21 protein-coding genes are annotated in these 26,153 nt (G+C 57.6%); 13 read left to right on the forward strand and 8 right to left on the reverse strand.

From position 1 onward, the window contains the following. Positions 1–139: 139 nt before the first annotated feature. On the forward strand, positions 140–1,165 hold the full coding sequence (locus tag AC2FLJ_RS17990; protein ID WP_496707021.1) for a LacI family DNA-binding transcriptional regulator: 1,026 nt from the start codon (positions 140–142) through the stop codon (positions 1,163–1,165). Here the strand turns inward: AC2FLJ_RS17990 and AC2FLJ_RS17995 are convergent. Both AC2FLJ_RS17995 and AC2FLJ_RS18000 read right to left on the reverse strand, forming a co-directional pair. After that, the gene (locus tag AC2FLJ_RS17995; protein ID WP_496707022.1) at positions 1,162–2,133 is read right to left on the reverse strand and encodes a LysR family transcriptional regulator; all 972 of its coding nucleotides are present in this window, start codon (positions 2,131–2,133) and stop codon (positions 1,162–1,164) included. The two genes, AC2FLJ_RS17990 and AC2FLJ_RS17995, sit on opposite strands and share 4 nt — an antisense overlap. Before the next feature lie 77 nt (positions 2,134–2,210). Beyond that, positions 2,211–4,646, reverse strand: coding sequence for a GcvT family protein (locus AC2FLJ_RS18000; protein ID WP_496707024.1), 2,436 nt, complete (start codon positions 4,644–4,646; stop codon positions 2,211–2,213). A gap of 185 nt (positions 4,647–4,831) precedes the next feature. Here AC2FLJ_RS18000 and AC2FLJ_RS18005 point away from each other — a divergent pair, with 185 nt between their 5' ends. Both AC2FLJ_RS18005 and AC2FLJ_RS18010 read left to right on the forward strand, forming a co-directional pair. After that, positions 4,832–6,352 carry a trimethylamine methyltransferase family protein gene (locus AC2FLJ_RS18005; protein ID WP_496696345.1) on the forward strand — a complete coding sequence of 507 codons (1,521 nt, stop codon included), beginning with the start codon at positions 4,832–4,834 and terminating at the stop codon, positions 6,350–6,352. Positions 6,353–6,423: 71 nt separating this feature from the next. Then, positions 6,424–7,392 (forward strand): agmatinase, encoded by a 969-nt coding sequence (locus AC2FLJ_RS18010; RefSeq protein WP_496707025.1) that lies wholly within the window; start codon positions 6,424–6,426, stop codon positions 7,390–7,392. Here the strand turns inward: AC2FLJ_RS18010 and AC2FLJ_RS18015 are convergent. The 5 genes from AC2FLJ_RS18015 to AC2FLJ_RS18035 all read right to left on the reverse strand — a co-directional run bounded on the left by AC2FLJ_RS18015 (position 7,389) and on the right by AC2FLJ_RS18035 (position 13,195). Continuing rightward, positions 7,389–8,363, reverse strand: a complete 975-nt coding sequence (locus AC2FLJ_RS18015) for an arginase family protein (protein WP_282152692.1) — start codon at positions 8,361–8,363, stop codon at positions 7,389–7,391. The two genes, AC2FLJ_RS18010 and AC2FLJ_RS18015, sit on opposite strands and share 4 nt — an antisense overlap. A 54-nt stretch (positions 8,364–8,417) precedes the next feature. After that, complete coding sequence (locus AC2FLJ_RS18020; RefSeq protein WP_058275411.1) at positions 8,418–10,007, reverse strand: ABC transporter permease; 1,590 nt, start codon at positions 10,005–10,007, stop codon at positions 8,418–8,420. Continuing rightward, positions 10,000–11,037, reverse strand: a complete 1,038-nt coding sequence (locus AC2FLJ_RS18025) for a quaternary amine ABC transporter ATP-binding protein (RefSeq protein ID WP_058275713.1) — start codon at positions 11,035–11,037, stop codon at positions 10,000–10,002. Before AC2FLJ_RS18025 ends, AC2FLJ_RS18020 begins: the two co-directional genes overlap by 8 nt. A gap of 78 nt (positions 11,038–11,115) precedes the next feature. Further along, entirely contained in the window at positions 11,116–12,066 is a 951-nt protein-coding gene (locus AC2FLJ_RS18030) for an ABC transporter substrate-binding protein (protein ID WP_282169050.1), read from the reverse strand. Between the two features lie 256 nt (positions 12,067–12,322). Then, a complete protein-coding gene (locus AC2FLJ_RS18035) occupies positions 12,323–13,195 on the reverse strand; it encodes a LysR family transcriptional regulator (RefSeq protein WP_058275410.1) in 873 nt (290 codons plus the stop codon). Between the two features lie 85 nt (positions 13,196–13,280). On the opposite strand from AC2FLJ_RS18035, the gene AC2FLJ_RS18040 reads away from it, so the two are divergent. The 5 genes from AC2FLJ_RS18040 to AC2FLJ_RS18060 are packed head-to-tail and all read left to right on the forward strand — an operon-like array spanning position 13,281 to position 19,050. Next, positions 13,281–14,744, forward strand: a complete 1,464-nt coding sequence (locus tag AC2FLJ_RS18040) for an aldehyde dehydrogenase family protein (protein ID WP_496707027.1) — start codon at positions 13,281–13,283, stop codon at positions 14,742–14,744. Further along, the gene (locus tag AC2FLJ_RS18045) at positions 14,744–15,721 is read left to right on the forward strand and encodes a membrane dipeptidase (RefSeq protein WP_496696353.1); all 978 of its coding nucleotides are present in this window, start codon (positions 14,744–14,746) and stop codon (positions 15,719–15,721) included. Before AC2FLJ_RS18040 ends, AC2FLJ_RS18045 begins: the two co-directional genes overlap by 1 nt. Next, the gene (locus AC2FLJ_RS18050; protein ID WP_496696355.1) at positions 15,718–17,403 is read left to right on the forward strand and encodes a hypothetical protein; all 1,686 of its coding nucleotides are present in this window, start codon (positions 15,718–15,720) and stop codon (positions 17,401–17,403) included. The genes AC2FLJ_RS18045 and AC2FLJ_RS18050 overlap by 4 nt, the downstream gene beginning before the upstream one ends. Then, entirely contained in the window at positions 17,400–18,029 is a 630-nt protein-coding gene (locus AC2FLJ_RS18055) for a DUF3726 domain-containing protein (protein WP_496707029.1), read from the forward strand. Before AC2FLJ_RS18050 ends, AC2FLJ_RS18055 begins: the two co-directional genes overlap by 4 nt. A gap of 10 nt (positions 18,030–18,039) precedes the next feature. After that, the gene (locus AC2FLJ_RS18060) at positions 18,040–19,050 is read left to right on the forward strand and encodes an Ldh family oxidoreductase (RefSeq protein WP_496707030.1); all 1,011 of its coding nucleotides are present in this window, start codon (positions 18,040–18,042) and stop codon (positions 19,048–19,050) included. Between the two features lie 18 nt (positions 19,051–19,068). On the opposite strand, the gene AC2FLJ_RS18065 is transcribed toward AC2FLJ_RS18060, so the two are convergent. Then, positions 19,069–20,097 carry a LacI family DNA-binding transcriptional regulator gene (locus AC2FLJ_RS18065; protein WP_496696359.1) on the reverse strand — a complete coding sequence of 343 codons (1,029 nt, stop codon included), beginning with the start codon at positions 20,095–20,097 and terminating at the stop codon, positions 19,069–19,071. A 113-nt stretch (positions 20,098–20,210) separates the two neighbouring features. Here AC2FLJ_RS18065 and AC2FLJ_RS18070 point away from each other — a divergent pair, with 113 nt between their 5' ends. Genes AC2FLJ_RS18070 through AC2FLJ_RS18090 form a run of 5 tightly spaced genes read left to right on the forward strand, consistent with a single transcriptional unit; the run spans position 20,211 to position 26,148 of the window. Continuing rightward, the gene (locus AC2FLJ_RS18070; protein ID WP_282118881.1) at positions 20,211–21,722 is read left to right on the forward strand and encodes a tripartite tricarboxylate transporter permease; all 1,512 of its coding nucleotides are present in this window, start codon (positions 20,211–20,213) and stop codon (positions 21,720–21,722) included. After that, positions 21,719–22,174 carry a tripartite tricarboxylate transporter TctB family protein gene (locus tag AC2FLJ_RS18075; RefSeq protein ID WP_496696361.1) on the forward strand — a complete coding sequence of 152 codons (456 nt, stop codon included), beginning with the start codon at positions 21,719–21,721 and terminating at the stop codon, positions 22,172–22,174. Before AC2FLJ_RS18070 ends, AC2FLJ_RS18075 begins: the two co-directional genes overlap by 4 nt. 44 nt (positions 22,175–22,218) lie before the next feature. After that, positions 22,219–23,178, forward strand: coding sequence for a Bug family tripartite tricarboxylate transporter substrate binding protein (locus AC2FLJ_RS18080; RefSeq protein WP_496707031.1), 960 nt, complete (start codon positions 22,219–22,221; stop codon positions 23,176–23,178). A gap of 55 nt (positions 23,179–23,233) precedes the next feature. After that, positions 23,234–24,655: an acylating sulfoacetaldehyde dehydrogenase gene (sauS, locus tag AC2FLJ_RS18085; RefSeq protein WP_496696363.1), complete on the forward strand. Its 1,422-nt coding sequence runs from the start codon at positions 23,234–23,236 to the stop codon at positions 24,653–24,655. Further along, positions 24,652–26,148, forward strand: coding sequence for an AMP-binding protein (locus tag AC2FLJ_RS18090; RefSeq protein ID WP_496696365.1), 1,497 nt, complete (start codon positions 24,652–24,654; stop codon positions 26,146–26,148). The genes sauS and AC2FLJ_RS18090 overlap by 4 nt, the downstream gene beginning before the upstream one ends. Positions 26,149–26,153: the final 5 nt, after the last annotated feature.

Consider the following 26,153-nt stretch of genomic DNA (forward strand, 5'->3'; position numbering starts at 1 on the left):
CTCTTGGACTCCCTTTTCAGATTCGGCCCAACGTCATTTGTAAGCGCTTACATACAAAATGCAAGCGCTTACATAAATGCTTCCCTCTCACCGCAGTTGAGTTTAGAGTTATCAGCAAAAGCAAATTGCGAGTTTGGAAATGGCGAAATCCCGGTCGGCGCCGACACTGGATGATGTGGCAAAAATGGCAGGTGTTTCGACGGCCACTGTGTCGCGCTGCCTCAACAGTCCGGACCGGGTGGTCAAAGCTACCCGTGAACGCGTGCAGTCCGCGGTTGATGCGCTTGGGTACACGCCAAACTTTGCAGCCCGTGTAATGGCGGCCAAGCGGTCGTTCACCATCGGCGCGATCATTCCAACCATGGAAAACGCGATTTTTGCGCGGGGCCTTCAGGCATTTCAGGAGGAACTGCACCAGCGCGGCTATACGCTGCTGGTCTCAAGTTCAGCTTACAAACCTGAAATCGAAGAAGAGCAAATCAGGACCCTGATTGCACGTGGGGCCGACGGGCTGCTGCTGATCGGACATGACCGCGATCCCAAGATCTACGACTTTCTGAGCCAGCGGAAAATTCCGGCATTGGTCGCATGGTCCTATTTGCCGGACTCCAAGTTGCCTTCCGTCGGATTTGACAATCGCGCGGCCATGTTCGACCTCGCCAGCCATGTTATTGAATTGGGGCACACGCGGATCGGCGTGATCTCGGGTCTCGTAGACGGGAATGATCGCGCCCGGCTCAGGGTTCAGGGCATCCGGGATGCGATATCTGATAGCGGGCTCGCGGCCAGCAATCTGACTCTTGTCGAAACGTCGTATGAAATCGAAAACGGTGCCAAAGCCTTCCGCGACCTGATGAACGCTGACCCGCCGCCGACTGCAATCTTGTGTGGGAACGATGTGTTGGCCGCAGGTGCCTTGCGACAGGCCCAAGAGATGGGGTTGGACGTGCCTGGCGATGTATCGATCACGGGTTTTGACGATATCGAACTCGCCCGAATCGTTTCCCCGGCCCTGACGACTGTGCATGTGCCACATCGTGAAATGGGGCGCAAAGCGGCCCTGCAACTGGTGGAGATGGTCGAGAACCAAACCGCCGGGACTGGCGAACAACTGGCGACGAGAATTGTAAATCGACCGTCGCTTGGTAAGCCTGCGCCGGGCTAAGCCGCCTCCCCCTCCATCGTGCGGAAGTCGTTTTTTAGCCAAGGATGCTTGGCGCACATTGGGCGAGTGAAATGTTGCCGGATCAGTTTCACCATAACTTTCTGGATCAGTTCCGAGGTCGTCACGGGATACACTTCGGTCGTGAACAGCGACACGGTTCGCACGAAGTTTCTACCGGGAAACGGCATGGCTTTGACACTGTTATGGAACCGCTGGGTCCGATGAAAACAGGCGGCCGTCGTGATCGCCCAACCGCTACCCTGGGCCACCAAACCGATGATCGACTGGTTGCATTCCAGTTCGAACCTGTTCGGTAGGCTAAACTTGCTGCGTGCCAATTGAATCTCGATCTGCTTCCCGATCACATAGTCCCGCGAATACCGTAATAGGGGTAAGTCCGCGTCCGGGTGAAACAACTCTTCTGGCGACCCTTCAAAACTGTTGGGCAGCACGACAAGAAACGGGTCCCGCATCAACGGGTACTCAATCAATCCTTCGGTTCGCCCAGGCGGTCGGGTGGCAACACCCACATCCAGTTTGTGTTCCTGTAGCTTAGAGAGGATTTCGTGGCTGGGACGCGTATAGTGACGAAAATTGCAACGCGGCAATGCCTGCGCCAGAAACCGGACCATATCAGGCGCGATCTGGTTGTCGAAATCGTCAATAAGCGCCAATCGCAGGTCGGTCGCATGTTGCCAATTGCCCGTTCGGATTTCGGCCTCGCCGCGTTTCAGAACAGTCAAACCGTCGCGGACATATCGCGCAAAGACTTCGCCCGCGGGCGTCAGGCCCATGGGTCTGCGCCCATGATCGACCAGCTCGATACCAAGCGTGTTTTCCAAGCTGCGCAGGTGGTTCGAGACCGTGCTGATCGACAAACCCGTTTCGGACGCGACCTGTTGGATCGATCCGGATTTGGCGATCAATTGGAAGATTTCTAACCATCTCAGGCTCAGCGATTTGGACATGGGTGCCAATCATTGTTTCGATTTGCTCGAAACTAGCCAAACAAAGATTTACTCTTGCGGCAATGCCAAAGTTCCAGTTACGCCTTCATCCGGTCAAAGCCCGGGTCATATGGGCACGACGGAATGACCGTTGCGCGCACACCCTGACCGCAACTGTCCAGATCCATTTCACATCCGATATCCGCGTAGGCGGGATCGACAAATGCATGCGCCAGATTCAATTCGGTGCGGTGCCCCCATTCGCCAGATGTGACGGTTCCAACCACTTGATCCCCCTGCATCAATGACGCTCCAGGATGTGCAGGACCGAAGGTCGAGGAAACCTGAAGCACGACAAGCTTCTTACGAAGCCCCTCCGATTGTCGATTTAACAAAGCGTTCCGCCCGACAAAATCTCCCTTATTCATTCGGACGAACCTGTCCAATCCTGTTTCATAGGGATCGAACTCGGTGATCAGGTCTGCTTTCCAATGAAGAAAGCTCTTCTCCATCCGCATCGATTCAACCGCCCGTGCCCCGAACAGTTTCAACCCGTGCGCCTCACCTGCTTGCCGTAACGCCAGATAGGCCGCGTAGAGCGAGGCGTTGGGCACGTGGATTTCATAGGCCAATTCACCCGAAAAGCTGAGGTTCATGACCGTAGCCGGAGCGATGCCAACGAAGCACTCGCGCACATTGAGCCACGGGAAAGCCTCAGCCGACCAATCCCCTCGGGCGCAGGCCGACAAGACGTTTCGCGCCTTCGGGCCAGCGAGCACCAATATGGTTTGGTCATTTGTCAAACTGCGCAGATGAACGTCTTCATCGCGTCGCATGTGCTGACGCAGCCAATCCATGTCATGAAATTCGCTTGCTGCGGCTGAGCCATACCAGACGCGCGCCTCCCCCCGGTCGCTGGCCGGTAGATTGGCGACAGTAGCCTCTGCTTTGATCATACCAAGATGGTTCAGCAGGTACCCTAGCCCAACACGCCCCTCGCGCCGGGTCACAAGCCCGCAGAACATCCGGTCCAGAAAAGCATGCCGGTCATTTCCATTGATTTCGATCCGATTGAACCCGTTCACCTCGGCCAGTCCAACACCCGATTGCACATTCCGAACCTCAGTGGCGATCACGTCAAATGTTTCGTCAAAACCGAAACTATGCGTCGGCGTGAATTCCGGCGAAGGTTTGATGTAATCCACCCTCTCCCACCCGTTGACCACTGTGAACTCGGCCCCCTCCGCCGCCAGCACCGGCGTCAGAGGTGTGGTTTTGGCGGGACGTCCTGCAGGGCGATGTTCGTGCGGAAAGTGGAACCGGAATTCGTTTTGATAATCTTCGATGGCCTTGAGCGCGGTCAATTCGACATTTGCATGACCAGTGAACCGCCGAGGGTCGAGGCACCACGTATCGTAACAAGCCTCGCCATGCACGATCTGCTGGGCCAGCAACCACCCATGCCCGCCACCTTCACCCAGCCCTGCGCGCAGACCGATGATACAAAAGGCGTTGCGTTTGCCTGGGATTGGCCCCACCAGCGGAGCGCCGTCGATCGTGTAAGTAATCGGCCCATTGACCACCGTGTGAATACCAACCTCCATCAGCGCGGGCATCCGCGCGAATGCGCCTTCCAACACGTCCGTCACTCGGTCCAAATCATCGGGGCAAAGGGCATTCACAAAGTTCGGATCAATCCCGTCCATACCCCAGGTCTTGCAGTCCTGTTCGTAAAACCCGAGCAACAGGCCGTTCTTTTCTTGCCGGCAATAATAGTCGCTGATCGGACAACGCAGCAGAGGCATCCGATGCCCCGCGTCGCGGATCGCCTGTATCTCTTCGGTCAGGAAGTACTGGTGCTCCATCGACGAAACAGGATGATGAACGCCCATCATGGCACCGACTTCGTTGACGCGATATCCGCAGGCGTTGACCACGATGTCGCAATCGATGTCACCATGCTCGGTCTGCACAGTCCAGGTGTCGTCGGCGTGCTGCTCCAGACCAGTCACTGGTGTATTCCGATAAACCTCTGCCCCTGCCTTGCGCGCCCGGCGCGCCAATGCCTGACACAACTGAGCGGGGTCAATATCGCCGTCCAGCGGGTCCCACAGCCCGCCGATCAGGTTGTCGGTTGAAATCAGAGGGTGTCGGCGGGCGCATTCGTCCGCGTCAATCACCTCGAAGTGCACATCCATACCCCGCGCCATGGATGCAAAGTGGCGATAGCCCTGCATCTGGCCTTCGGTGTTGGCGAGGCGTATCCCCCCATCCCCGTGGTGATAGTTGATCGGATAATCCGGATCGTCGGCTAATTCCTTGTACAATTGGATCGAGTGCGTTTTCAGGCCCACCATCGTCTGGTTCATGCCAAAGTTCGTCACCTGCGCGGCCGAATGCCATGTCGTGCCCGAGGTCAATTCGTTCCGTTCGACCAGCACCACGTCGGTCCACCCCTCTTGCGTCAAATGATAGAGGGTCGAACATCCGGCGATGCCGCCACCTATCACAACGACTTTGGTACGCGACTTCATTGGCTTTGCTCCGTAAGATTTCGTCCAAGTTTTGCGGAAGAAAAGGCTTAGGCTACAACTGCGCAAATGCGGGTGCAGGAAAATCGAAACTGCGATTGCGGATTCTGAAAAAGGCAATTCGCCTTTGATGCCGGGATGTTCCGCCCCTTACGGTGCAGGAAAGCGATAAAAAGGAATTGGACCGGATGTCATCAGAGGGTTCTAAACGCAGCGGCCGAAAAGCGCGGCATGCCCAGCGAGCAGCCAAACCGGTCGTAGACCCCTGCCCACCCGGCCAGAAGGGCGGCGCTTATAAACCTCTAAGCCAACGCGAGATCGAACAGATATACGATACAGCACTGCAGCTGTTGGAACGTTTGGGCATGGGAAACGTGCCAGACAGGTTAGCGGCAGACCTCAAAGCCGCAGGTGCGCAGGCGGGTCAGCAAGACCGGTTGCTGTTCCCGCGTGAAATGGTTCAGCGCGCAATCGATACAGCCCCCAAAAGTTTCGTGTTCCACGGCCGGGACGAAAACCGCTCGATCGAGGTTGGCGGCGACCGCGTGTATTTCGGCACGGGTGGCGCCGCCGTTCAAACGCTGGACATCGATAGCGGCCTTTATCGCCCCTCTACCTTGGTGGATTTGCACGACTTCACCCGATTGCAGGACACGCTGGCCAATGTCAGCTGGTTCACCCGATGCTGCGTGGCCACAGATGTACCTGATGTATTCGATCTGGACGTCAACACAGCCTACGCTCTGGTGCGCAATACGACCAAACCAGTGGCAACATCGTTTACTCTGGCCGAACATGTCGGCCCCATTGTCGAGTTGCTGGATATCGTCGCCGGAGGGCCGGGTGAATTCGCCAAACGCCCCTTTCTGAAAGCTCATATCAGCCCAGTGATTTCGCCACTGCGGTATGGGGAGGATGCGGTTGATGTCGTCTATGAATGCGTCGCCCACAACATTCCCATGTCGTGCATCACGGCCGCGCAGGCCGGTGCCACAGCCCCGGCGACTTTGGCCGGGTTTTTGGCGCAATCGCTGGCCGAGACATTGGCCAGCCTTGTCATGGTCTACGCTATCAGACCCGGATTTCCGATGGTGTTTTCCAATTGGCCTTTCATCGTAGACCTCAGGACCGGGTCTTTTGCCGGCGGCAGCGGAGAGACGGCTGTTTTGAACGCCGCCTCAGCGCAGATCACGAACTGGTTAGGCCTGCCCTCGGGCGTAGCCGCGTCCATGACCGACGCAAAGGCCATCGACGCACAATATGGCCTGGAAAAAGGCATGACCTCGCTTGCGGCGGCCTTGGCCGGGGGCAACCTGATCTATGAAAGCTCGGGAATGACCGCATCCTTGTTAGGCGCAAGTTTCGAGGGGTTTGTTCTGGACAACGAAATGCACTCACACACTTATCGGGCGCTGCGCGGAATTGAGGTGAGCGAGGAAAACCTGGGTTTTGACGCCATCTGCCATTCTGTTCTGGGTGACGGGCATTTCTTGGGAAGCGCGCAGACCTATGCGGCGATGGAGCGGGACTACTTTTACCCCGAACTCGCCGATCGACAAGAGCCCCACACGTGGCAAAACGATGGTGCCAAAGACGCATGGTCATCTGCCCGGCATCACGCCAAAGAAGTTCTGGCCAGCCATCACCCAGAAAATTTGAGCGCCGAACAGGATGCCGAAATCCGGAAACGTTTCCGCATTCTGATATAAAAGCCACAGAGCATTCCCAACACTTCATTGGGCCGCTAGGGTCCAATGGGAATTGCGCGAAGGATAAGGCCATGACCGATTCATTTTTTCAGCCGGTATCGGCGATGGAGCTGGCCCGGTTTGCCGGCATCCCCTCGTTCATGCGTTTGCCCAGCCTGGGCCTGGATCACGAACGGATTTTGGATGTTCAGGTCGGTCTCATCGGCATCCCGTGGGATGGCGGCACCACCAATCGCCCCGGCGCGCGGCATGGTCCGCGACAATTGCGGGACTATTCCACGATGATCCGCGCGATGAACCCAGTCACAGGCGTCGCGCCGTTCTCAATGGTCAATTGCGCCGATCTTGGCGACGTTGCGCCCAATCCGGTTGATATCGAAGATACTCTGAACCGGGTTACGGATTTCTACTCAACCCTACAGGCAAAAGGCATTGTTCCGCTCACCGCTGGCGGGGACCACCTGACCACCCTGCCCGTTTTGCGTGCGCTTGCCGCCGCAGGCCCCGTCGGCCTGATCCAGTTCGACAGCCACACGGACCTGTTCGACAGCTATTTTGGCGGCCACAAGTTCACCCACGGCACCCCGTTTCGCCGCGCGGTAGAAGAAGGATTGGTCGACCCAAAACGCTTTGTTCAGGTTGGCATCCGGGGCACTGCGTACAACACCGAAGACATCGAATGGGGCGAGGCACAGGGTATCCGCATCATCCGTATCGAAGAACTGTTCGATCGGGGCATTAACGACGTGATGGCCGAAGTGCGCGGTATCGTTGGAAAAGCACCAACCTATTGCACCTATGACATTGATTTTGTTGACCCAACCTACGCCCCGGGCACCGGAACGCCCGAGATCGGCGGACCAAACAGTTTTCAGGCGCAGCAGGTCATCCGCCGGATGTCTGGTGTGAACCTGATTGGCGCTGATCTGGTCGAAGTATCGCCCCCATTCGATCCGAACGGAGGCACCGCGTGGCTGGGCATTTCGCTGATGTTCGAACTGCTCTGCGTTTTGGCGCAGGCTGTGGACGCACGGCGCTAGCTGGCGTTTTCGGCGATCATTGAAATCATTTCGAACATCACCGCAGCTGCCGTTAGCGCGGTGATGTTGTTCGGGCTGTCCTTGGTTGGCATCATGCAGACGACGTCCCCGCCCACAATGTTCAACCCGCGCGCGGCGCGCAGAATGCCGACAGCCTCGTCAATATCGAAACCCTTCTCGCCCGGTTCCAGATTGGACACGGCAGGCGCGACAGTGGGATCAAGGCAATCCAGATCGAACGTGATATAGACCGGGCGGTCCCCCAGCACTTCTTTGGTCTGAGCCACGACGTCTTCCAACCCGCGCTGGCGAAATTCACGCATGGTGACGATGTTGTAGCCATAGTCGTAGGACGGCTGCAGCCAGTCCAAGCTTCGCGGATGGCCCCTAAGTCCGATTTGCATGGATCGCGTGGGGTCGACCTGCCCCTGATCCGCCAGATACGCGCCCCAATGGGCCGCTGATTTCTTCGCCCCCAGGAAATGATCGACCTTGGTGAAGACGTCCGTATGCGCGTCCAAATGCAGAAAGCTGACAGGCTCTCCACCAGCCAGTTTACCGCGACCCAGCGCTTGCACGATCCCGCCAGTGATGGAGTGGTCGCCGCCAATCGACACCGGGCGCGCACCGGCTGCATCGATGTCTTTGTAAAAAGCCGTAATCCGTTCGATGCAGTCTTCGTTATCGTTTGCCCGCGGAAATGGAACGTCGCCTACATCTGCAATCTTCGCACAATTCCACGGATCAATTTCAAACACCGAATGTACCCGCCGCTGTACGGCAGAGACATGCCGCAAAGCACGCGGGCCCAAATGCTGATCCCGCTCGGTTGTGCCGTTGCCTGCCGAATGCGGCACTCCGACCAAAGCGATGTCCTGCCCTTCGGGACCTTGATTGGGGCACCGAAATAGGGTCGGTATCCCCCACCAATATAGATTGTCCATCATAGACTGTTCGTAACGGTCGGTCATCTGCGTCTCCGGTGAAAGAAAAACACCCCCGATGTGAACCGGGGGCGTTTGCGTTCAGAGTTTCTCGTCTTCTCGGCGGAAGGCACCTTGAACGATACGGTCCATGACCATGGCCAGGAACAGGATGGCGAACCCACCCAGCAGACCTGGACCTTTGGCAGCGTATTGCAGCGCCTCAAGGATTTCCTTGCCCAGACCTCCACCGCCGATCAGCGAGATAATCACCACCATCGACAAGCACATCAGAATGGTCTGGTTCACGCCGGTCATGATCGACGGCAGGGCAAGCGGGATCTCAACATCCTTGAGCAACTGCCATTTCGATGCGCCAAAGGCCACCGCAGCCTCCTTGATGCTTTCCGGAACCCCGCGCATCCCCAGCGCGGTCAAGCGAATGACCGGCGGCATGCCAAAGATGATCGTCGCCAGAATGCCCGGCGGGTTGCCTGTGCCAAAGAAAGCGATGATTGGGATCAAGTAGACAAACGCAGGCAATGTCTGCATCAGGTCCAACACCGGCTCGGCCGCCCGGTAGGCGCGCTTGGATTTGCCGAACCAGATGCCTAGCGGAATGCCAAAAACCACGCATAACAGCACCGCCGCGCCCACCAAGGCCACGGTTTCCATCGCCACATCCCAATACCCCAGAAGCGCGATATAGGCCAACGAAGACGCGGTGAAGATTGCCACCCTTGGCCCTGCCGCGCGCCACGCGGTCACACAGATCACCAACATCACAACTGGCCACGGGGAACCGATCAATGCCACCGTCAACGCATCCAGAACAGATCGCACACCCGCCACGATACCGTCGAATACATCCCCGCCAGCTGCGGCGGCTGCATCTATCTGCGCCTCCATCCAGCTTGCCAAGTTTGAGAACAACGTTCCGTTGCCTTCGCCCAATATCATCGCGGAGACTTCCTGCTCGGGAAATGCATCCAACAATGGGAGTGAGGCGTTGACGGTGAATTTGTACACAATCAGCGGACCAATTGCGGCCACCAAAACAGCACCCAGAACAGTGTTGCGGGTCGAGCGGCCGCTTTCGGTGCTGGCAGGATCTGTCCGCCAATTCGAGTACTGCTTTTCGTACACGCGGTCCGCATAAAAACCTTGCGCAAGCTTGAAAACCAACAACATCAACAGGCCTGTAACCATGATGCCAAACGCCTCAGACTGGGCGGACGCCGCTTTCTCAAAACTGGCATCTGCGGCCTTCTGGATATTCGCTGCCAACTTGTTGAACCGGTCAATGTCCGCCTTTTCGGTGGCCGCAGTCGCACGTTCCAATAGCTCGTTCGCGCGGGTCTGCTGACGTTCAGCCCGTTCGGCCAGATCAGCGCCGGGGTTGCCCCAGGCACCGCGGCCGATCTGAACCCAGGCGATGATTTCCAGGATCAGGAAAGTCCAGAACATCCCCCAGATCGCGCGGGACGCAGACCAGAATGGTCCCAAAACAGCCGCCCAGATGTTGAAGGTATTGGGAATACCGCTGGTCGCGTCATGGATTTTGTGAAACGCGTTGACGTAGTAGTCGCCGTTTGGCCCGGTAAATTCGTGGATCGAGCGGTCCAGCGCCTCGCGGTCGACTTCGATATCCGAGGCGGCCGTGACTTTTACTTCCGTGGTTGCATCAGTCATTTTTGCCCCCCTGAATTCCGCGCAGCAAACGCGGTTTAGTGACCACGCCTACATCAGCGCCAGCATCGGTAATGATGACCGGAAGGTCCGTATTGACTGCAAGGTCAATCAACTGGTCCAAATCCGCCCCTTCATCCGCGCGCGGCGCGCCATCGGTCGGGCCAGAGTAACTTTCGATCGGCTCCATGATCGAATGCGCCTTGACCAGTTTCAGCTTGGAAATGCCCTGCACGAACTCTCGCACGTAATCGTCTGCCGGGTTCATGACGATATCTTCCGGCGTACCTATCTGCACAATGACACCGTCTTTCATGATGGCGATGCGATGGCCTATGCGAATGGCCTCGTCCAGATCGTGCGTGATGAACAGCGTCGTCTTTTTCAATTGCGCCACCAGTGCCTTGAACTGGTCCTGCAATTGCAGGCGGATCAGCGGATCAAGGGCTGAAAACGGCTCATCCATCAGCAGGATCTCGGGGTCCGAGGCCAGCGCGCGGGCAATCCCAACACGTTGCTGCATGCCGCCCGACAATTCTTTGGGCAGGCGGTCTTCGTAGCCTGTCAGGTCTACCAACCCTAATGCGTGATCCGAAACCGCCCAGCGTTTCGATTTCGACACTTTGCGGATTTCCAGCGGGTAGGCGACATTATCGCGAACCGAGCGGTGCGGCATCAGTGCCATGTGCTGAAACACCATCCCGATTTGCATGGCCCGAATGCGACGCAGCTCGGCCTCGGAAATCTTGGAGACATCCTGCCCCAGAATTTCGATCTTTCCGGCGGTCGGTTCGATCAGGCGATTGACGTGTCGTACCAGCGTAGACTTGCCAGAGCCTGACAGGCCCATGATGCAGAAAATCTCGCCCCGTGGCACTTCGAAGGACGCGCCCTGCACGCCAACGACACAATTGAATCTTTCCAGAACTTCAGGCTTTCCGATGCCTTCATTCCGGACGGCTTCCATGGCTTCTTCGGCTTTTGCGCCAAAGATTTTCCAGACATCCGTCAGTTTAACGACTGTTTCGGTCATTTTTGTCCCTTTGGTGCAAAACAGGCCGCCGGGGCTGTCCCGACGGCCTGCCAGAGTTTCAATTCCGGTGGGCGTCAATCAATTTGACATCCAGCCCAGAACGGCATCTTCGTTCGCACCGACCCATTCCTCGGCATAAGCCAAAGGCTCTTGGCCTTCGATCACCAATGCAAAGGTCATCGCCGAAACCGTGTCCGTATCCAGTTTCATGTTGGACAGCATGGTCGCCACTTCCGGATATTCTTCCTCAAGCGACTTTGCGAAGTGCAAATGCAGGTAGGCAAGATCCCAGGCAACGCCGGCCTCGGATTTTTCCAGCCAGTCCGGGTCATCTGTGGGCTGCAGTACGTTCCACTTGGCCGCGTCGTACGCCGGTTCTTCCAAGATCTGCATGTCATGCAGGGCAAACACATAGTGCGGCGTGTAGCAGAACCCTACCCACGGCTCGCCCGCTTTGATTGCATTGTCGAGATTCGCGTAAGCCACTGTCTCGTCAATTTCTGTCAGTTCAAAAACTTGGTCATAACCGTAGGATTTGGCCCGAATTTTTTCGACGTTGGTCGACGCCCATCCCGGCGCACCGATCCATAGCTCACCCTGCCCGTCACCGTTGCTGTCGAACAGCGCTGCATTGTCGGGATTTGTCAGGTCTTCAATGGACGTAATGCCATGTGCTTCGGCGGTTGCCTTGTCGACGCACATACCCTGAAAGGCTTCAACGCCATTCGCGTTGAACGTAACCGTACCCTTATCTTTTACGTAGGTATCATGCAGGTTTTGCTGGTTGGGCATCCAAACTTCGGGGTGTACGTGCATGGCACCGGAGTCCATCGCCTCGAACACAATCGGGTTGGTGCCATTCTGAAGTTCGACCTCAAGACCGAGGTTCTGTTCGATCGCGACCTTCAAAATATGTGCCGTCGCATTTACCGAAGGCCAGTTCGGCACGCCGATCACGATATCAGCAGCAAGGGCGGGTCCAGCGATCACAGCGGATGCGCCTCCCAGTAACGTGGCTAATTTTCTCATTTGTGTCTCCATGTTGGACGTCTGCGGCGCTGTTTTTCTATGCCCGAGGGCCGTGGTGCACCTTGCAAACAAAGTCGGAAAGCCGATGCCTTCCCATTTTTGGGTCAGCCGCACGATGCGCCGACCCGGCAAGAAAAATTGAAACATGGTGACGCGTCACCCATCAAGCGTTACGTCCAAGAAGCATTCAAATTCGATATTATCATAGAAATGTTTCGGCTTTGTCGAAAATTGGCCGTGAACTCGTACTCTGCCATCAGGCAGCGCCCAGTTCCAGAATGTAAGCGACCGCCTCTTCGGTCAGATGCTTGAACCGCGCATGTTCACTGACATAGAGGCAGACCTGGCGCTGATCGGGCAAATCCGCAATTTCGCGAAACGCCGTCGCCTCGGGCATGAAACTGGCGACCGATTGCGGCAACACCGTTACCCAATCCCCGGTCTTGACCATTGTGATAAGGGAATGGGTGTTGTGAACAGTAACATCCGCCTGCGCTTCGGATGCCCGGAACTTGGGCGATTGAATCAGATCGCACAGCGCGTTTCGTATAAACGGAAGTGTCAGGACTTCGTCAATTGTTGGCGTATTTGGCTGTCGTATCAAACGGTGATCAGAGGCGCATACCAGCCCAAACCTGTCTTCGAACAACGGAAGCGACCGAACTCCGTTCAGCGCGTGCTGACCTGAGGCGATGCCAATATCCGCTTTACCCTCAACCAGTGCGTCCAATACCTGCTGAGTATCTGTGTCGCGCAATTCGACTTTTACTCCGGGAAAGCGTTCTGTGACATAGGCCAGAACCTTAGGAAAAATCAGCGCCGCAACCGATGGAACGGACGCGATGCGCAGCAACCCGTGCTCTGCTTTTGCTGCGGCCATTATATCCAAGACGGCCTGATCGAATTGGCGGACTTGTTTCAAAGCCACTTCGAAAACCTGTAACCCCAACGGGGACAACTGGTTTTTGCGCTCTCCTTCAAAGAGCTTTTTACCCAGATGATCCTCAAATTGCTTGAGGGTCATCGAGACCGCCGACTGCGTGCGGCCCAACCGGTCGGCCGCCTCGATCAGGTTGCCAGTTTGAGCGACGGTGCAAAAACACCGTAGGGTCTCGATCTTGATCGCCAAGCTTCACCTTTTTTGAAGTTTGCTCAATTTATTTGAGTTTGACTGATATCTACTCAAAAAGCCATTCTGCGCCAGACCAATTTTCATGACTCTGGGGCGCATCGTGACAAAACTGAACCTGATTGCTGGCGAATGGCTGGCGGGCGAGACCGAAATTGAAAACCGCAACCCTTCGGATCTGAGCGATCTGGTTGGCATGTTCGCACAGGCCAGCGCGGATCAGCTTGAGGCCACATTGGATCAGGCGCGTGTTGCACAGGCAGAATGGGAAGCCTACGGCCCCGAACGCAAGCAAGCGGTTCTGATGAATATCGGCAACGAGCTGATGTCGCGCGCCGAAGAGCTGGGCACCTTGCTTTCCCGCGAAGAGGGCAAGCCGTTGGCCGAAGGCAAAGGCGAAGTGTATCGCGCTGGTCAGTTCTTCACCTATTACGCAGCCGAATGCCTGCGCCAGATCGGTGAGAACGCCGACAGCGTCCGCCCCGGTGTTGAAATTGACGTCCGCCGCGAGGCCGTGGGCGTCGTAGCCATCATTAGCCCTTGGAACTTCCCGACCGCGACGGCCTCTTGGAAGATTGCTCCGGCGCTGTGCTATGGCAACGCAGTTGTCTGGAAACCCGCCAACATCACGCCGGCTTCTGCCGTAGCCCTGACCGAGATCATCGAACGTCAGGACATCCCCAAGGGTCTGTTCAGCCTTGTCATGGGGTCGGGCCGCTCGATCGGTCAGCGGCTGGTTGAAAGCCCCAAGGTCAACGCGATTTCCTTCACCGGTTCCGTTCCGGTTGGCAAAGGCATCGCCGCCGCTGCGATTCAGAACCTGACCAAAGTTCAGATGGAGATGGGATCGAAAAACGCGCTGGCCGTGATGGATGACGCCGGTCTGGATTTGGCGGTGACGCTGGCATTGGGCGGAGCTTTTGGCGGTACAGGTCAAAAATGTACCGCATCCTCGCGTCTGGTCGTTCATGCCGGTGTGCACGATGCATTTGTCGAAAAACTTGTCGCGGGTGCGCAGGCCATGAAAGTCGGCCACGCGCTGGAAGACGGCGTTCAAATGGGGCCGGTCGTCAGTGAACAGCAACTGAACGAAAATTTGGCCTATGTCGATCTGGGTAAATCCGAAGGTGCCGAGCTGGCCTGCGGTGGTCAGCGACTTGAGATGCCGCATGACGGTTTCTACATGTCCCCCGGCGTGTTCCTGAACACCAACAACGATATGCGGATCAACCGCGAAGAGATGTTCGCGCCGTTGACCAGCGTCATCAAGGTCGGCAGCTATGATGAAGCGCTGAGCGTGGTGAACGCAACCAACTTTGGACTGACTTCGGGCATCGTGACGCAAAGCCTTGCGCGCGCAACGCACTTCCGCCGCAACGCACGCACCGGTGTTGTCACAGTCAACCTGCCGACCGCAGGCACCGACTATCACGTTCCGTTCGGCGGGCGCGGCGACAGCTCTTACGGTCCACGCGAGCAGGGCAAGGCAGCGGCTGAATTCTATACCACTGTTAAAACAGCCTACATCAGCGCGGGAACACCGGTCTGATGCGCATCGACGGGCTGCAATACGCCAACTGGTCGGAGAAGATTTTTCGGCAGCTACGTGAAGGGGGCGTGGACGCAATACACGTCACCATCTCGTATCACGAGAACTTCCGAGAAACGGTTCTGAACTTTGAAAAGTGGAACCGCTGGTTTGAGCAATTTCCGGACCTGATCATGAAAGGCCGTTGGGCCAGCGACATCGACATCGCCCGGGAAACCGGGCGGACGGCTGTGTTCTTTGGCTTCCAGAACCCCTCGCCCATCGAAGATGATATCGGGCTGGTGGAAATCCTGCACGATCTGGGCGCGCGGTTCATGCAGCTGACCTATAACAACCAGTCTCTTCTGGCGACCGGTTGTTACGAGGCCGAAGACACCGGCATCACCCGTATGGGCAAACAGGTTATCAAAGAGATGAACCGTGTAGGCCTTGTCGTCGACATGAGCCATTCGGCGGATCGTTCGACAATCGAGGCCGCCGAGCTGTCCGAACGTCCCATCGCCATCACCCACGCCAACCCGCACGAATGGTCCCCGGCCCTGCGCAACAAACGTGATTCGGTGATCCGGGCAGTGACCGAAAACGGTGGGATGTTGGGCTTTTCGGTCTACCCTCATCACCTGAAAGACAAATCCGACTGCACGCTGGAGAGTTTTTGCGAGATGATCGCCCGTACGGCCGAAAAATACGGTGCACAACATCTGGGGATCGGCACCGACTTGTGTCAGGATCAACCCGACAGCATTGTCGAGTGGATGCGCGTTGGTCGCTGGACCAAGGAAATCGACTACGGCGAAGGTTCAGCCAGCAATCCCGGCTTTCCGCCGATGCCCAGCTGGTTCGAGGACAATCGCGACTTTGGCAATATCGAAACCGGGCTGCGCAACGTTGGCATGAACGCCGAAGAAGTTTCGGGCATCATGGGCGGCAACTGGTACGGCTTTTTCGATCAGAACTTTGGACCACGAACTGCATGAACCACGTCAGTACTGATATCCCGCGACGCGATCCTGCGCAGGTTATGCGCCTGTCGCGGCTGGGCTCGCTGCATCAGTGCAGACTCAGCTTCATGCGGCAACTGACCCGGCGTATGGCGCGTGAGAACTGGGCCTTTACGCGCCCTGTTTTTGAGATCGACGAAAACGGCGTCGGCCACGCCGTCTACACCGCGCAAGGTCCGGATCGCGCCTATTCGCTGGTTGCGTTCGCCCATGACCTGCCGCCTGAACAACGGTCGGACCGGGTGATCGCCGAGGCGTGGGACGCCACTTTCGCATTATTCGATGGCATCCCAACGGAACAGGACATCCAACGCCTGTCAGAAAACGTTCCTTTGCAAGAGGCAGGGCGCGTAAGCGAAAGCGAGCTGTCACTGTCCCGCGCCAACCGGTCCGTACGTTTGTGGAAACACGTGGTCGACAGGTTGGCTGCCGGACAACAGCCCGACTTGGAGCAAATCCATAAAGTTGGCTACCTGATGCGGACGACGGCCGTATACGGATCGGGCAAGTTCGGCGCCGCAGATCGCGAGAAGATAGCGAACCGGCCAGAACTGCACGCACCGTTTCAGGCGGAAATGCTGTCGGTCTACCTGACGCGAACTTTTGTCCGCGATCTGGTGCAACATATGGCCCTCGCCAAAGGCGGTATGCAGACGGCGGATCTGGACCCCGAGATTGCGCAGTGGCTGGGCATCGGTAACTCTACCGGCCTTGGCATGGCTCCGTTCATCGTGAACCACCCGGTGCTGTTCAACAATTGGATTATGACGCGCGAGGAAGCTTTGGCACGGGTGCGATCCCTGCAAACAGCGTCTGAGGACGAAGCCCGGCACTTTCGTGAAATCTACGATCGTAGCAAACTGTCGATGTCGTGGTGGCGATCAGAGCATCCGGTCCAGATTGAGAAGCTTGCATCGCTGAATGCCGATCTTGCGGCAATTACCAGCTACCTGGATCAGAATGACCTGAGGCAGGACCACCCGTGGGACAGGCTGATCCGATGGTCCGAAACCGCACTTGGCGAAGAAGGGCAGGAACTGCTCGCCTCACTTGTTCTGGAACCCTATGGCGATCTGGTGGATGGCCTGACCGGCTGTATGGCTGACGGGAATGCGCAGGCACAGGTTATCAACGGGGGCATGACCGTCGATCAGGTCCGCACCGCGATTCAGGACCGCTTTGGTTGGGCGTTGGATTTGGAATGGTCGGCAGAGGCAAACTGCGCGCGCGCCTGGTACGTGTCTGAAGAAAAACTGGAACCACGCTTGGGTGAACGGTTCGAGGAACCAATTGCCGAATACGAACAGCCCCTTGCCCCGGCCAGAGACGCCGCGCTGGCTTTCGCGGACCTTGAGAATTGGCAGGATGACAGGTCGATAGCCGAGTTCCTACTGCGCCATCCTGAACACCGTCACACGATCCGGCGTGCGCAGATCGGCCTTGTCGCGCCATATGGCGAGCTTCGCGACAACACGATCAGCGCTGGGGTCATGCCCATCGATATGCTCCGGGCCAAGTTATCCTTTTTTGGTGCTACGCATTTTGACCCACGCTCGGACCGCTGGGTGCGTATCTGCATGTACGCTGGCGCGCCCTACCCCGAAGACCTGAATGCCAAAACCGCAGATCTGTGGGTTTATCCGGAGCTTTCCCAATGAACGTCTCGCTGAATGAGGTCGAAGCCACCGCAAAGCGTGCGACCCGAGGAGCTCGATATAGCTGGGGACTTGCTGAGGAAGCCGCGAAAGCAACGCGCTGGCTGTGCGCGCACGGGCAAAACGGTACCGGTGCTTTGGCTCAGCTGCTGCAACTTGATTTGGCGAGTACACCAAAGACACACACCCCGTCCGATCTGAGCGGCGAATGGCAGAGCGAAAACCAGCTGTGCCCATTGGTGACCGGCGCATTATTGTCTGATTGTGCCCACCGCCTGAATTCATCCCCGATAGCAATAAGAAACGTAGCCGTACCCGCACTGCTGCTTCCATTTGCGGCCAATGCCGCACGCTTTCTAGCGACATGCGTGAGCGTAGATTATGACCACGCACTAGCGGAAACCGACGGTTTTGACTTGTCCCTGGACGCCCCGATCCCGGACCGGGCACATCAGGTATCTGTGCACCTTGGCGGCCAACTTACCGCCCCCGTCCCGCATCGAACACGGGCTGAACCCGATCTGACCGATTGGGCGGTACTAAACCGGTTCGCCCACCGCACATACGCCCCCGCCACCGAGGAATCCCGCCTGCGCGGGGCCGGAGCGGGCTTATCCGACAACGATTGAAGAGGCCCCAATGATTGAAACCCGTACACTGACCCTTGAGCAGATCGAAGATCTCGCCTTCCGTGCGCTTGTTGCCGCAGGAACCGCTGAAGCCAACGCCCGACCATTGGCCGTTGCGACGGCTGCAACCGAGGCGGATGGGGTTGCCAGCCACGGGCTGGCCTACATCCCGATATATTGCGAGCACGTGCAATGTGGGAAAGTGGACGGAACGGCCCAACCGGAACTGTCGCGCCCGCGCCCCGGCGCAGTGAATGTGGACGCAGCAACCGGCTTTGCCCATTCCGCAATTGATATGGGTTTTGAGGTCCTTATCCCAGCTGCACGTGAACAAGGAATCGCGGCACTGTCGATCCGCAACAGCTATAACTGCGGTGTCCTTGGCTACCACACATACCGGTTGGCGCAGGCCGGGTTGGTTGGGTTGGGGTTCACCAATGCTCCGGCTTCGATCGCGCCTTCGGGCGGTGCGAAACCCGTCGTCGGAACCAACCCCTTCTCGATCGCCGCGCCCGGCGCGGACGGCCAGCCCGCCCTGCTGATCGACCAAAGCGCCAGCACGATTGCTAAAAGCGAGGTCATGAAACACGCGCGCGAAGGCAAACCGATCCCGGTTGGCTGGGCTCTGGACACAGATGGCAACCCGACCACAGACCCCAACGTCGGCCTTAAGGGGTCGATGGCACCGTCAGGCGGCTACAAAGGCGTCGGTGTTGCCCTATTGACAGAGATTATGGCCGCAGCCCTGACCGGCGCGACCCTTGGCATTAACGCCTCGCCCTTTTCCGGCACCGCCGGTGGGCCGCCCAAGACCGGGCAGTTCTTCATTGCGATAGACCCGACCGCCACCTCTGGCGATGCGTTTGCTTCGGGGATCAGCGAGTTGGTCGGCGCAATCCGCGCACAGAACGGAGCGCATCTGCCCGGCGATGGGCGCGGTGGCAAGCGCAGGCAGGCACAGACCGACGGTGTTGCCGTCAATGCGGCCACGCTGGATAAGATTGAGGCAATCATAGCCTAGCTATTCTGCCCAGGTCTGTTAGGTCGCCAGCGAACGGGTCGTTTGTCTGGCGACACATTCCAAATCACAGCGGATGCTGAAATGCTTTGGTTCATCCGACGTGATGAAATCGGTGAATTTCTCACCGGCCAGTGCTCCGATGTTTTCTGCGGGAATGCGGATGGTTGTAAGGCCGGGCTCGACGTCCGCTGAGCCTTTGAAATCCCCGATACCAATTATCGACAGATCATCGGGAACGCTTAGTCCAAGTTTTTGGGCAGCAAACAGCGCCCCCTGCGCAATGACGTCATTGCCACACAGCAATGCCGTCGGACGTTTCGACGTCGTCAAAAGGGCCATGGCCGCCTGCTTGGCCTGAGAAACACTGTACGGCGCTTGGGTTTCATGCTCATCAGGTACGGAAACCCCCCGTTCGCCCAACGCATCATGCACAGCGGAAAGGCGGTGTTGCGCGCGGTCGTTCCCCTGAGTTTCGGGAAAGATCAGCCCGATATCACGATGCCCCAGATCTAGCAGGTGTTCGGCCGCCAATCGTCCGGCCAGATGGTTGTCCGCCCCCACGCAAGGAAGGGGTGATTCTTCTGAGTAATTCCAGATTGCCAATGCGGGTATCTTTTGCTGCGTGATTAAGCGGTTGGTGGCGTCGGAATGTTCCAACCCGACCAGCGCCACACCGTCCACGCGATGTTCAAGAAACTTGCGAACCATCGCGTATTCCCGGTCCAGGTCATACCCATGCGACGCCAGCAACAGGCTAAACCCCGCTTTGTCGATCGAATCCGAAAAGGCCTGAATGACCTCGGAAAAAATGGCGTGGTTGATTGTGGGCACGACAAGGCCAATTGTTCCCGACCGTTTTCCATGCATCGTTTGGGCCGCGCGGTTGCGGATGTAACCCAATCGCTGCACGGCCTTGTTGATCTTTTTGCGAGTCGCCGGGTTGACCAGATCGGGGTGATTGAAGGTACGTGAAACCGTAGACGGCGACACCTTTGCAGCCTTTGCAACGGCCACAATATCCACCTTACCCCTTTGAAAGTTAGCCATAATTTTACCCTAACCGGTCAAATCTATGAAAACATTTGCAATACTATTTTCATCCCCTAACCTGATTTGTCAACAAAAGTAAAAGTGCGAACGGACGGGTTGGGAGGCCCAGGATGGAATTCATTTACTACTTCGGAGATGTGTTCACGCCGATGTCGTTCCTGCTGCTTTTGGGCGGCACGATCGGAGGGTTAATTCTGGGCGCGACCCCCGGCCTGTCACCAACGATGGCGGTGGCCCTGTTGATCCCGTTCACCTTCCAACTTGAGGCCGCGCAAGGCCTGATCCTGCTGGGGGCAGCCTATACCTCGACCGTGGCTGGCGGCGCGGTCAGCGCCATCCTACTGAAGATCCCTGGCGCTCCGGCGAATATCGCCACCACTCTGGATGGCCACACGATGGCCCAAAAAGGCGAAGGTGCCCGCGCCTTGCAGCTGTCTTTTCTGGCATCGGCCGTGGGCGGAATTTTTGGCGTTCTGCTGCTGATCTTCCTGACGCCCGTTTTGGCGCAATGGGCGCTGGCCTTTGGACCATCGCACCTGTTTTGGCTGGCCATTCTAGGAGTGACGGTCATTGGCACGCTGGACTCGGCCTCAGTGGTCAAGGGTTTGCTGTCGGGCTGTATTGGGTTGTGGCTGGCGACCATCGGGTTCGACGACATCATGGGTGCACAACGCTTTATCTTTCACCCCGCACTGGGCGGCGGCATCAACATAATCGCCGCGTTGATTGGCCTGTTTGCGATCCCACAGGTGTTGACCATGTTTGCCAAAGGGCGGCACAACACAGGCGCCGAAGTGATCGAAGTGCAACGCCACTCGATCCTGGCGGCGTTCAGGGAACTGTTCAGCCGCACCCGAGCGCTGAGCATCGGAACGCTGACAGGTTCGATCATCGGCCTGATCCCTGGCGTCGGTGGACAGATCGCGGGCCTTGTCGCTTATGACCAGACCAAGAAGTTTTCGTCCGAAAAGGACAAGTTCGGCACGGGACATTCCGAGGGCGTGATTGCCGCGGAATCTGCCAACAACGCGATGGTTGGACCTTCGCTTGTTCCACTGTTGACGCTGTCCATCCCCGGCAGCCCGACCGCCGCCGTGCTGTTGGGCGGGTTGCTGATCCACGGGATTTTCCCGGGATCGGATTTGTTCGACAACCATCCGGACGTGGCGTGGACTTTCATCAACTCGATGCTGATCGGGCAGGTGCTGATGTGTATCTTCGGCCTCTATGTCGCCGGTCTTGCAGCGCGTGTTGCACAGGTTCCGCAATCCGTCATGGCCGCCATCGTTCTGGCCTTGTCGGTCTTCGGTGCATACTCGGTTCAAGGTTCTATGGGTGATGTCTATGTCATGGCATGCCTCGGCATCGGCATGTTCTTTTTGGAACGCTTCGGTTTCTCGGCTGCACCGTTGGTACTGGGCCTGATCCTCGGGCCAATCGCCGAGGCCAACTTCATCCAGGGTGGAATGATCGCCGACGCGACCGTCGGCAAGGCTTCGTACTTCATGACCGGTGGATTGAACCTGTTCCTAATCGCCGTCGTACTGGCCTCGATCGCCTATTCGGTTTGGATGGAACTGCGCAGCCGCCGCTACACCACCAAAGAGGAGGCACAGGCATGAACCGCTCACAGCACGTATTCGGGTCAGGTCTGGTCTTTGCAGTTGGCCTGTGGGTCGCATGGGTCAGTTACACGCAACAACCCGCCGAGGCATTCCTGTTCCCACGCCTGATCGCAACGGTCTTTGTGGTTCTGGCCGGATGGACATTTGGCAAAGCAGTTATGGGTCTGTCCAAGGTCGGAAACGGCGTGACGCGGACGATGTTCGTGAACATGCTGCCGGGACTGATCATCACGCTGATCTACGTATTTTGGGCGGCGAAGACGCTGGGGTTCTACACCGCAACAACCATCGCCTTTTTTACCCTGCTGTCGATCTACGACCCCGCCCCCCATTCCGAGGTCAAAACCTGGATCAAACGCGGGATCATTACGGCAGTCTTTGTGGCGGTTATGTACGGGCTCTTTGCCATGCTTTTGAACGTCTACACACCAAGAGAAATTCTGTTCTGAACACGCAAATGCGCGGATGAACCAAATCAGGGAGGAAACGCAAAATGAAACGATTGATTGCAGGGGCAGCAATGGCTCTGACGGGCCTGACGGGTGCGGCAATGGCCGAGGAATATCCCGAACGGCCGATCATGATGATGGTCAGTTACGGAGCCGGAGGCGCGACCGATTTCCAGGCCCGGATCGTCACGATGACATCTGGAAACGAGGATGCGCTGGGAATGCCCATCGCCATCATCAACAAGCCTGGTGCCGGTGGGCGCGTTGGCTGGAACTGGTTCGCAACTCAGGCCGATCCGGACGGCTATACGCTGGGTGCCTACAACGTTCCTCATTTCATCGCCCAGTCGATCAAGGGTGGCGTCGATTATTCGACCGACAGCTTTGAACCCATCGCGAACTGGGGCGCAGACCCGGCCGTGTTCGTGGTTGGTGCCGACAGTGAGTTCAACTCGATGGATGATGTTGTCGCCTATGCCAAGGAAAACCCGGGCAAGCTGACCGTATCCGGCGCGGGTCTCTTCGTGGGGCACCACATCGCGGCGTTGCAGATCGACAAGGCAGCCGGGACCAAGATGGCCTACATCCCGACCAAAGGTGGCGGAGCAGCAGCCATGAAGGCCGTCATCGCTGGTGAAGTCATGGGCGGCATCAACAACCTGTCCGATGCGTTCCGCGCACAAGAGGCGGGCAATGTGAAGATTCTCGGCGTCGCTGATCTGGAGCGCAACGCGTTCCTGCCGGATGTTCCGACGATGATGGAACAGGGGCTGGACGTGGACAACTCCTCGGTCAATTTCCGAGGTGTCATGGTGCCCAAGGGAACACCTCCTGAGGTGATCGAGAGACTGGCAGCAACCGTACCCGAGATGTTCGCCAATTCCCGCGTTTCCAAGAAGATGGAAGCGGGTGGCTCGCCCATGCACATCATGACACGTGACGAAGTGATCGAGATGTGGGCGCAGCGCCAGCAGACGCTGAACGAATTACTGGCTGGTCTTTAACCGACCCCAATCGGGGCGGGCAGAACCCGCCCCGGACAACCAATCGAGGACCAAAATGAACGCTCCAAACGACATAGCCCCCGAAATCGCCGAAGTAGACCGGATCGTGGCACAGGCGCGCAAGGCTCAGGCTGCCTATGAGGCAACAGGCAGTCAGGCGCTCTATGACAAGGCGGCGCTGGCGGCAGGCTGGGCGATCATGGAACCCGCGCGCAATCAGGCGCTGGCAGAACTGGCGGTTGAAACCACCGGCCTGGGCAATGTCCCCGACAAGATCACCAAAAACCACCGCAAAACTCTGGGTCTTCTGCGCGACATTGCCGAGGCAAAAACATATGGGGTCATCAGCGACGATCCTGAAACAGGCATCACGGAAATCGCCCGTGCGATCGGCGTCGTTGGCGCGGTCGTTCCATCAACCAATCCGGCCGCAACACCGGCCAACAACATCATTAATGCTCTCAAGGGTGGCAATGCTATCGTCGTCGCCCCCTCGCCCAAGGGCGTGGCATCCTGTGAGATGCTGCTAAGCTTCATACACACCGAGTTTGAAAAGCTGGGGCTGGATCCGAATCTGGTCCAGATGATCCCCGCACCGGGATCAAAGGCCAAAACACAACGGCTGATGGAGACCTCGGATCGGGTGATCTGCACCGGTAGTCAGAACAACGTCCACCGGGCCCAGTCCTGCGGCACACCGGCCGTCGCGGTCGGCGCCGGCAATGTCATCGTGATTGTCGATGAAACCGCCGATCTGTCTGCGGCCGCGGCCAAAATCACGGCGTCAAAGTGTTTTGACAATGCGACTTCGTGCTCGTCCGAAAACGCAGTTGTGGTGGTAAACGCAGTCTACGACGACTTCGTCGCAGCAATGGCGGCCGAAGGCGGTGCGCTTGTCCCTGCTTCAGATGCTGAAGGTATCATTGCCAGGCTATGGCCAAACGGGCACCTCAACCGATCCGCGATCGCTCAGGACGCCGACAAAATGCTTGATGCGTTGGGGATGGCAGACAAAGCGCACGAAGGTACGAAGTTTCTGGCGGTAGAGACAGATGGGATCGGTCCTGACCATCCCCTGTCCGGAGAGAAGTTGAGCCGCGTTCTGGCTCTGTACCGGGCCTCGGACTATGCGGGTGCCAAGGCTACTGCAGCGCGTGTCCTGGCCCATCAAGGTGCCGGACATTCGGTCGGCATCCACACCAGCGACGACGTGCGCGCTGTTGAGTTGGGCCGAGAGCTCCCCACCTGCCGGGTTATCGTGAACCAGGCGCATACCTTTGCAACAGGCGGCAGCTTTAACAACGGAATGCCCTTTTCGCTTTCGATGGGATGCGGCAGCTGGGGCGGAAACTCTATCGACACCAACCTGCATTGGCGGCACTTCGTCCAGACCACCAAAATTGTGCGTGAAATAGCCCCACGCGAACCCGCGCTCGAGGACATATTCGGCGCGTATTGGAGGGAGGCTGGCCAATGATGGAACCGCCCAAAGGAACTGTCCGCGATTGGCTGGACCTAAGAGCCGATCAGGGCGGAACCGGGTTTGTTTTTCCCGATGGCGCACAGGATCTGAGCTGGGCTGAACTGCGCGACTCGGCCAAAAAAGTCGCAGGCATGCTAACCCGCCTTGGGGCGCAAAAAGGCGAAAGCGTCGCCCTTATCTATCCCAATTGCCGCGAAGCGCTTGTCACCTTGTTCAGCGTTCTCTATGGCGGATTCCGGGCAACAATGATCAATCTCGTCGCTGGCGACAGTGCCGTGGCCTACGCCCTTGAACACAGCGGCGCGCGCTTTGCCTTCGTGCACCCGGATCAAGCCGAGCTGTTCGGCCGAACAGCCGACCCTGCCGTGACCAAGCCTTTGCAGATCGCCGATGCTGGTGACGCAGATACCGAGCTTTACGACCTGACGCCCGAAGATCATGCCCTTCTCATGTACACCTCAGGCACAACCGGCAGACCAAAGGGCGTCGTTCATACCCATTCCAGCCTTTTGGCCGGCGGCTGGACTACCGCTGTCGCACATGAACTGACCGACACTGATCGCGGTTTCTGCGTCTTGCCGATCTATCACATCAACGGTCTTTGCGTGACTGTAATGGGAACGCTCGTTTCGGGCGGGTCACTGGCTATGTGCGAGCGGTTTTCGGCCAGCCGGTTCTGGGAGAACCTTGGAAAGACTCAGGCTACTTGGTTTTCGGTTGTGCCCACCATCATCTCTCATCTGCTGCAATCGGACACCAATCCGGACAGCCAAACCCGTCAGCGGTTGCGGTTCGGGCGCTCTGCTTCGTCCGCGCTGGCACCGGACGTACAACGGGCTTTCGAAGAACGGCTCGACGTTCCCATCGTCGAAACAATGGGCCTTACCGAAACCGCTGCGCAGATCCTTTCGAACCCACTTCCGCCGGGTGTGCGCAAGATCGGCTCACCAGGTGTTGCCTATGGAAACGACGCCGCGATCCGCGATGCGAACCAACAGCCCGTCCCACACGGAACCGAGGGTGAACTGGTCATACGCGGACCAAATGTGATGCTTGAATACCTTAAGGATCCGGAGGCGACCGCAGGCACGTTTACTGCCGATGGATGGCTTCGCACCGGCGATCTGGCGCGTATGGATGAGGATGGATACGTCTATGTCACGGGCCGCTTGAAAGAGCTGATCATCAAGGGCGGCGAGAACATCGCTCCGCGTGAAATCGACGAGGCACTTTATTCCCACCCCGACGTTGTCGAAGCCGCAGCCTTTGGACGCCCCTGCCGTAGCTATGGCGAAACCGTCGAGGCCGCTGTCAAAATCCGGGAAGGGTCCGTGCTGACGCCGCTGACCTTATTGCAGATTTGTGAGACCAAACTGGGTCGGTTCAAATCCCCTGACGAGGTTCACATTCTGCACGATCTGCCAAAGGGGCCATCGGGTAAGATCCAGCGCAACCGGATACTCGAAATCGTTGACGATCAGGGCTGAGCACT

The sequence above is a fragment of the Ruegeria sp. CDSA034 genome (assembly GCF_059612275.1).

Bases quoted from the DNA above. Each gene is read 5' to 3' on its own strand.
- AC2FLJ_RS18045 (WP_496696353.1), top strand. From the start codon at position 14,744: ATGCGCATCGACGGGCTGCAATACGCCAACTGGTCGGAGAAGATTTTT.
- AC2FLJ_RS18030 (WP_282169050.1), bottom strand. From the start codon at position 12,066: ATGAGAAAATTAGCCACGTTACTGGGAGGCGCATCCGCTGTGATCGCT.
- AC2FLJ_RS18055 (WP_496707029.1), top strand. From the start codon at position 17,400: ATGAACGTCTCGCTGAATGAGGTCGAAGCCACCGCAAAGCGTGCGACC.
- AC2FLJ_RS18080 (WP_496707031.1), top strand. From the start codon at position 22,219: ATGAAACGATTGATTGCAGGGGCAGCAATGGCTCTGACGGGCCTGACG.
- AC2FLJ_RS18040 (WP_496707027.1), top strand. From the start codon at position 13,281: ATGACTCTGGGGCGCATCGTGACAAAACTGAACCTGATTGCTGGCGAA.
- AC2FLJ_RS18005 (WP_496696345.1), top strand. From the start codon at position 4,832: ATGTCATCAGAGGGTTCTAAACGCAGCGGCCGAAAAGCGCGGCATGCC.
- AC2FLJ_RS18050 (WP_496696355.1), top strand. From the start codon at position 15,718: ATGAACCACGTCAGTACTGATATCCCGCGACGCGATCCTGCGCAGGTT.
- AC2FLJ_RS18065 (WP_496696359.1), bottom strand. From the start codon at position 20,097: ATGGCTAACTTTCAAAGGGGTAAGGTGGATATTGTGGCCGTTGCAAAG.
- AC2FLJ_RS18010 (WP_496707025.1), top strand. From the start codon at position 6,424: ATGACCGATTCATTTTTTCAGCCGGTATCGGCGATGGAGCTGGCCCGG.
- AC2FLJ_RS17995 (WP_496707022.1), bottom strand. From the start codon at position 2,133: ATGTCCAAATCGCTGAGCCTGAGATGGTTAGAAATCTTCCAATTGATC.
- AC2FLJ_RS18070 (WP_282118881.1), top strand. From the start codon at position 20,211: ATGGAATTCATTTACTACTTCGGAGATGTGTTCACGCCGATGTCGTTC.
- AC2FLJ_RS18000 (WP_496707024.1), bottom strand. From the start codon at position 4,646: ATGAAGTCGCGTACCAAAGTCGTTGTGATAGGTGGCGGCATCGCCGGA.
- AC2FLJ_RS18075 (WP_496696361.1), top strand. From the start codon at position 21,719: ATGAACCGCTCACAGCACGTATTCGGGTCAGGTCTGGTCTTTGCAGTT.
- AC2FLJ_RS17990 (WP_496707021.1), top strand. From the start codon at position 140: ATGGCGAAATCCCGGTCGGCGCCGACACTGGATGATGTGGCAAAAATG.
- AC2FLJ_RS18025 (WP_058275713.1), bottom strand. From the start codon at position 11,037: ATGACCGAAACAGTCGTTAAACTGACGGATGTCTGGAAAATCTTTGGC.
- AC2FLJ_RS18060 (WP_496707030.1), top strand. From the start codon at position 18,040: ATGATTGAAACCCGTACACTGACCCTTGAGCAGATCGAAGATCTCGCC.
- sauS (WP_496696363.1), top strand. From the start codon at position 23,234: ATGAACGCTCCAAACGACATAGCCCCCGAAATCGCCGAAGTAGACCGG.
- AC2FLJ_RS18015 (WP_282152692.1), bottom strand. From the start codon at position 8,363: ATGACCGACCGTTACGAACAGTCTATGATGGACAATCTATATTGGTGG.
- AC2FLJ_RS18020 (WP_058275411.1), bottom strand. From the start codon at position 10,007: ATGACTGATGCAACCACGGAAGTAAAAGTCACGGCCGCCTCGGATATC.
- AC2FLJ_RS18090 (WP_496696365.1), top strand. From the start codon at position 24,652: ATGATGGAACCGCCCAAAGGAACTGTCCGCGATTGGCTGGACCTAAGA.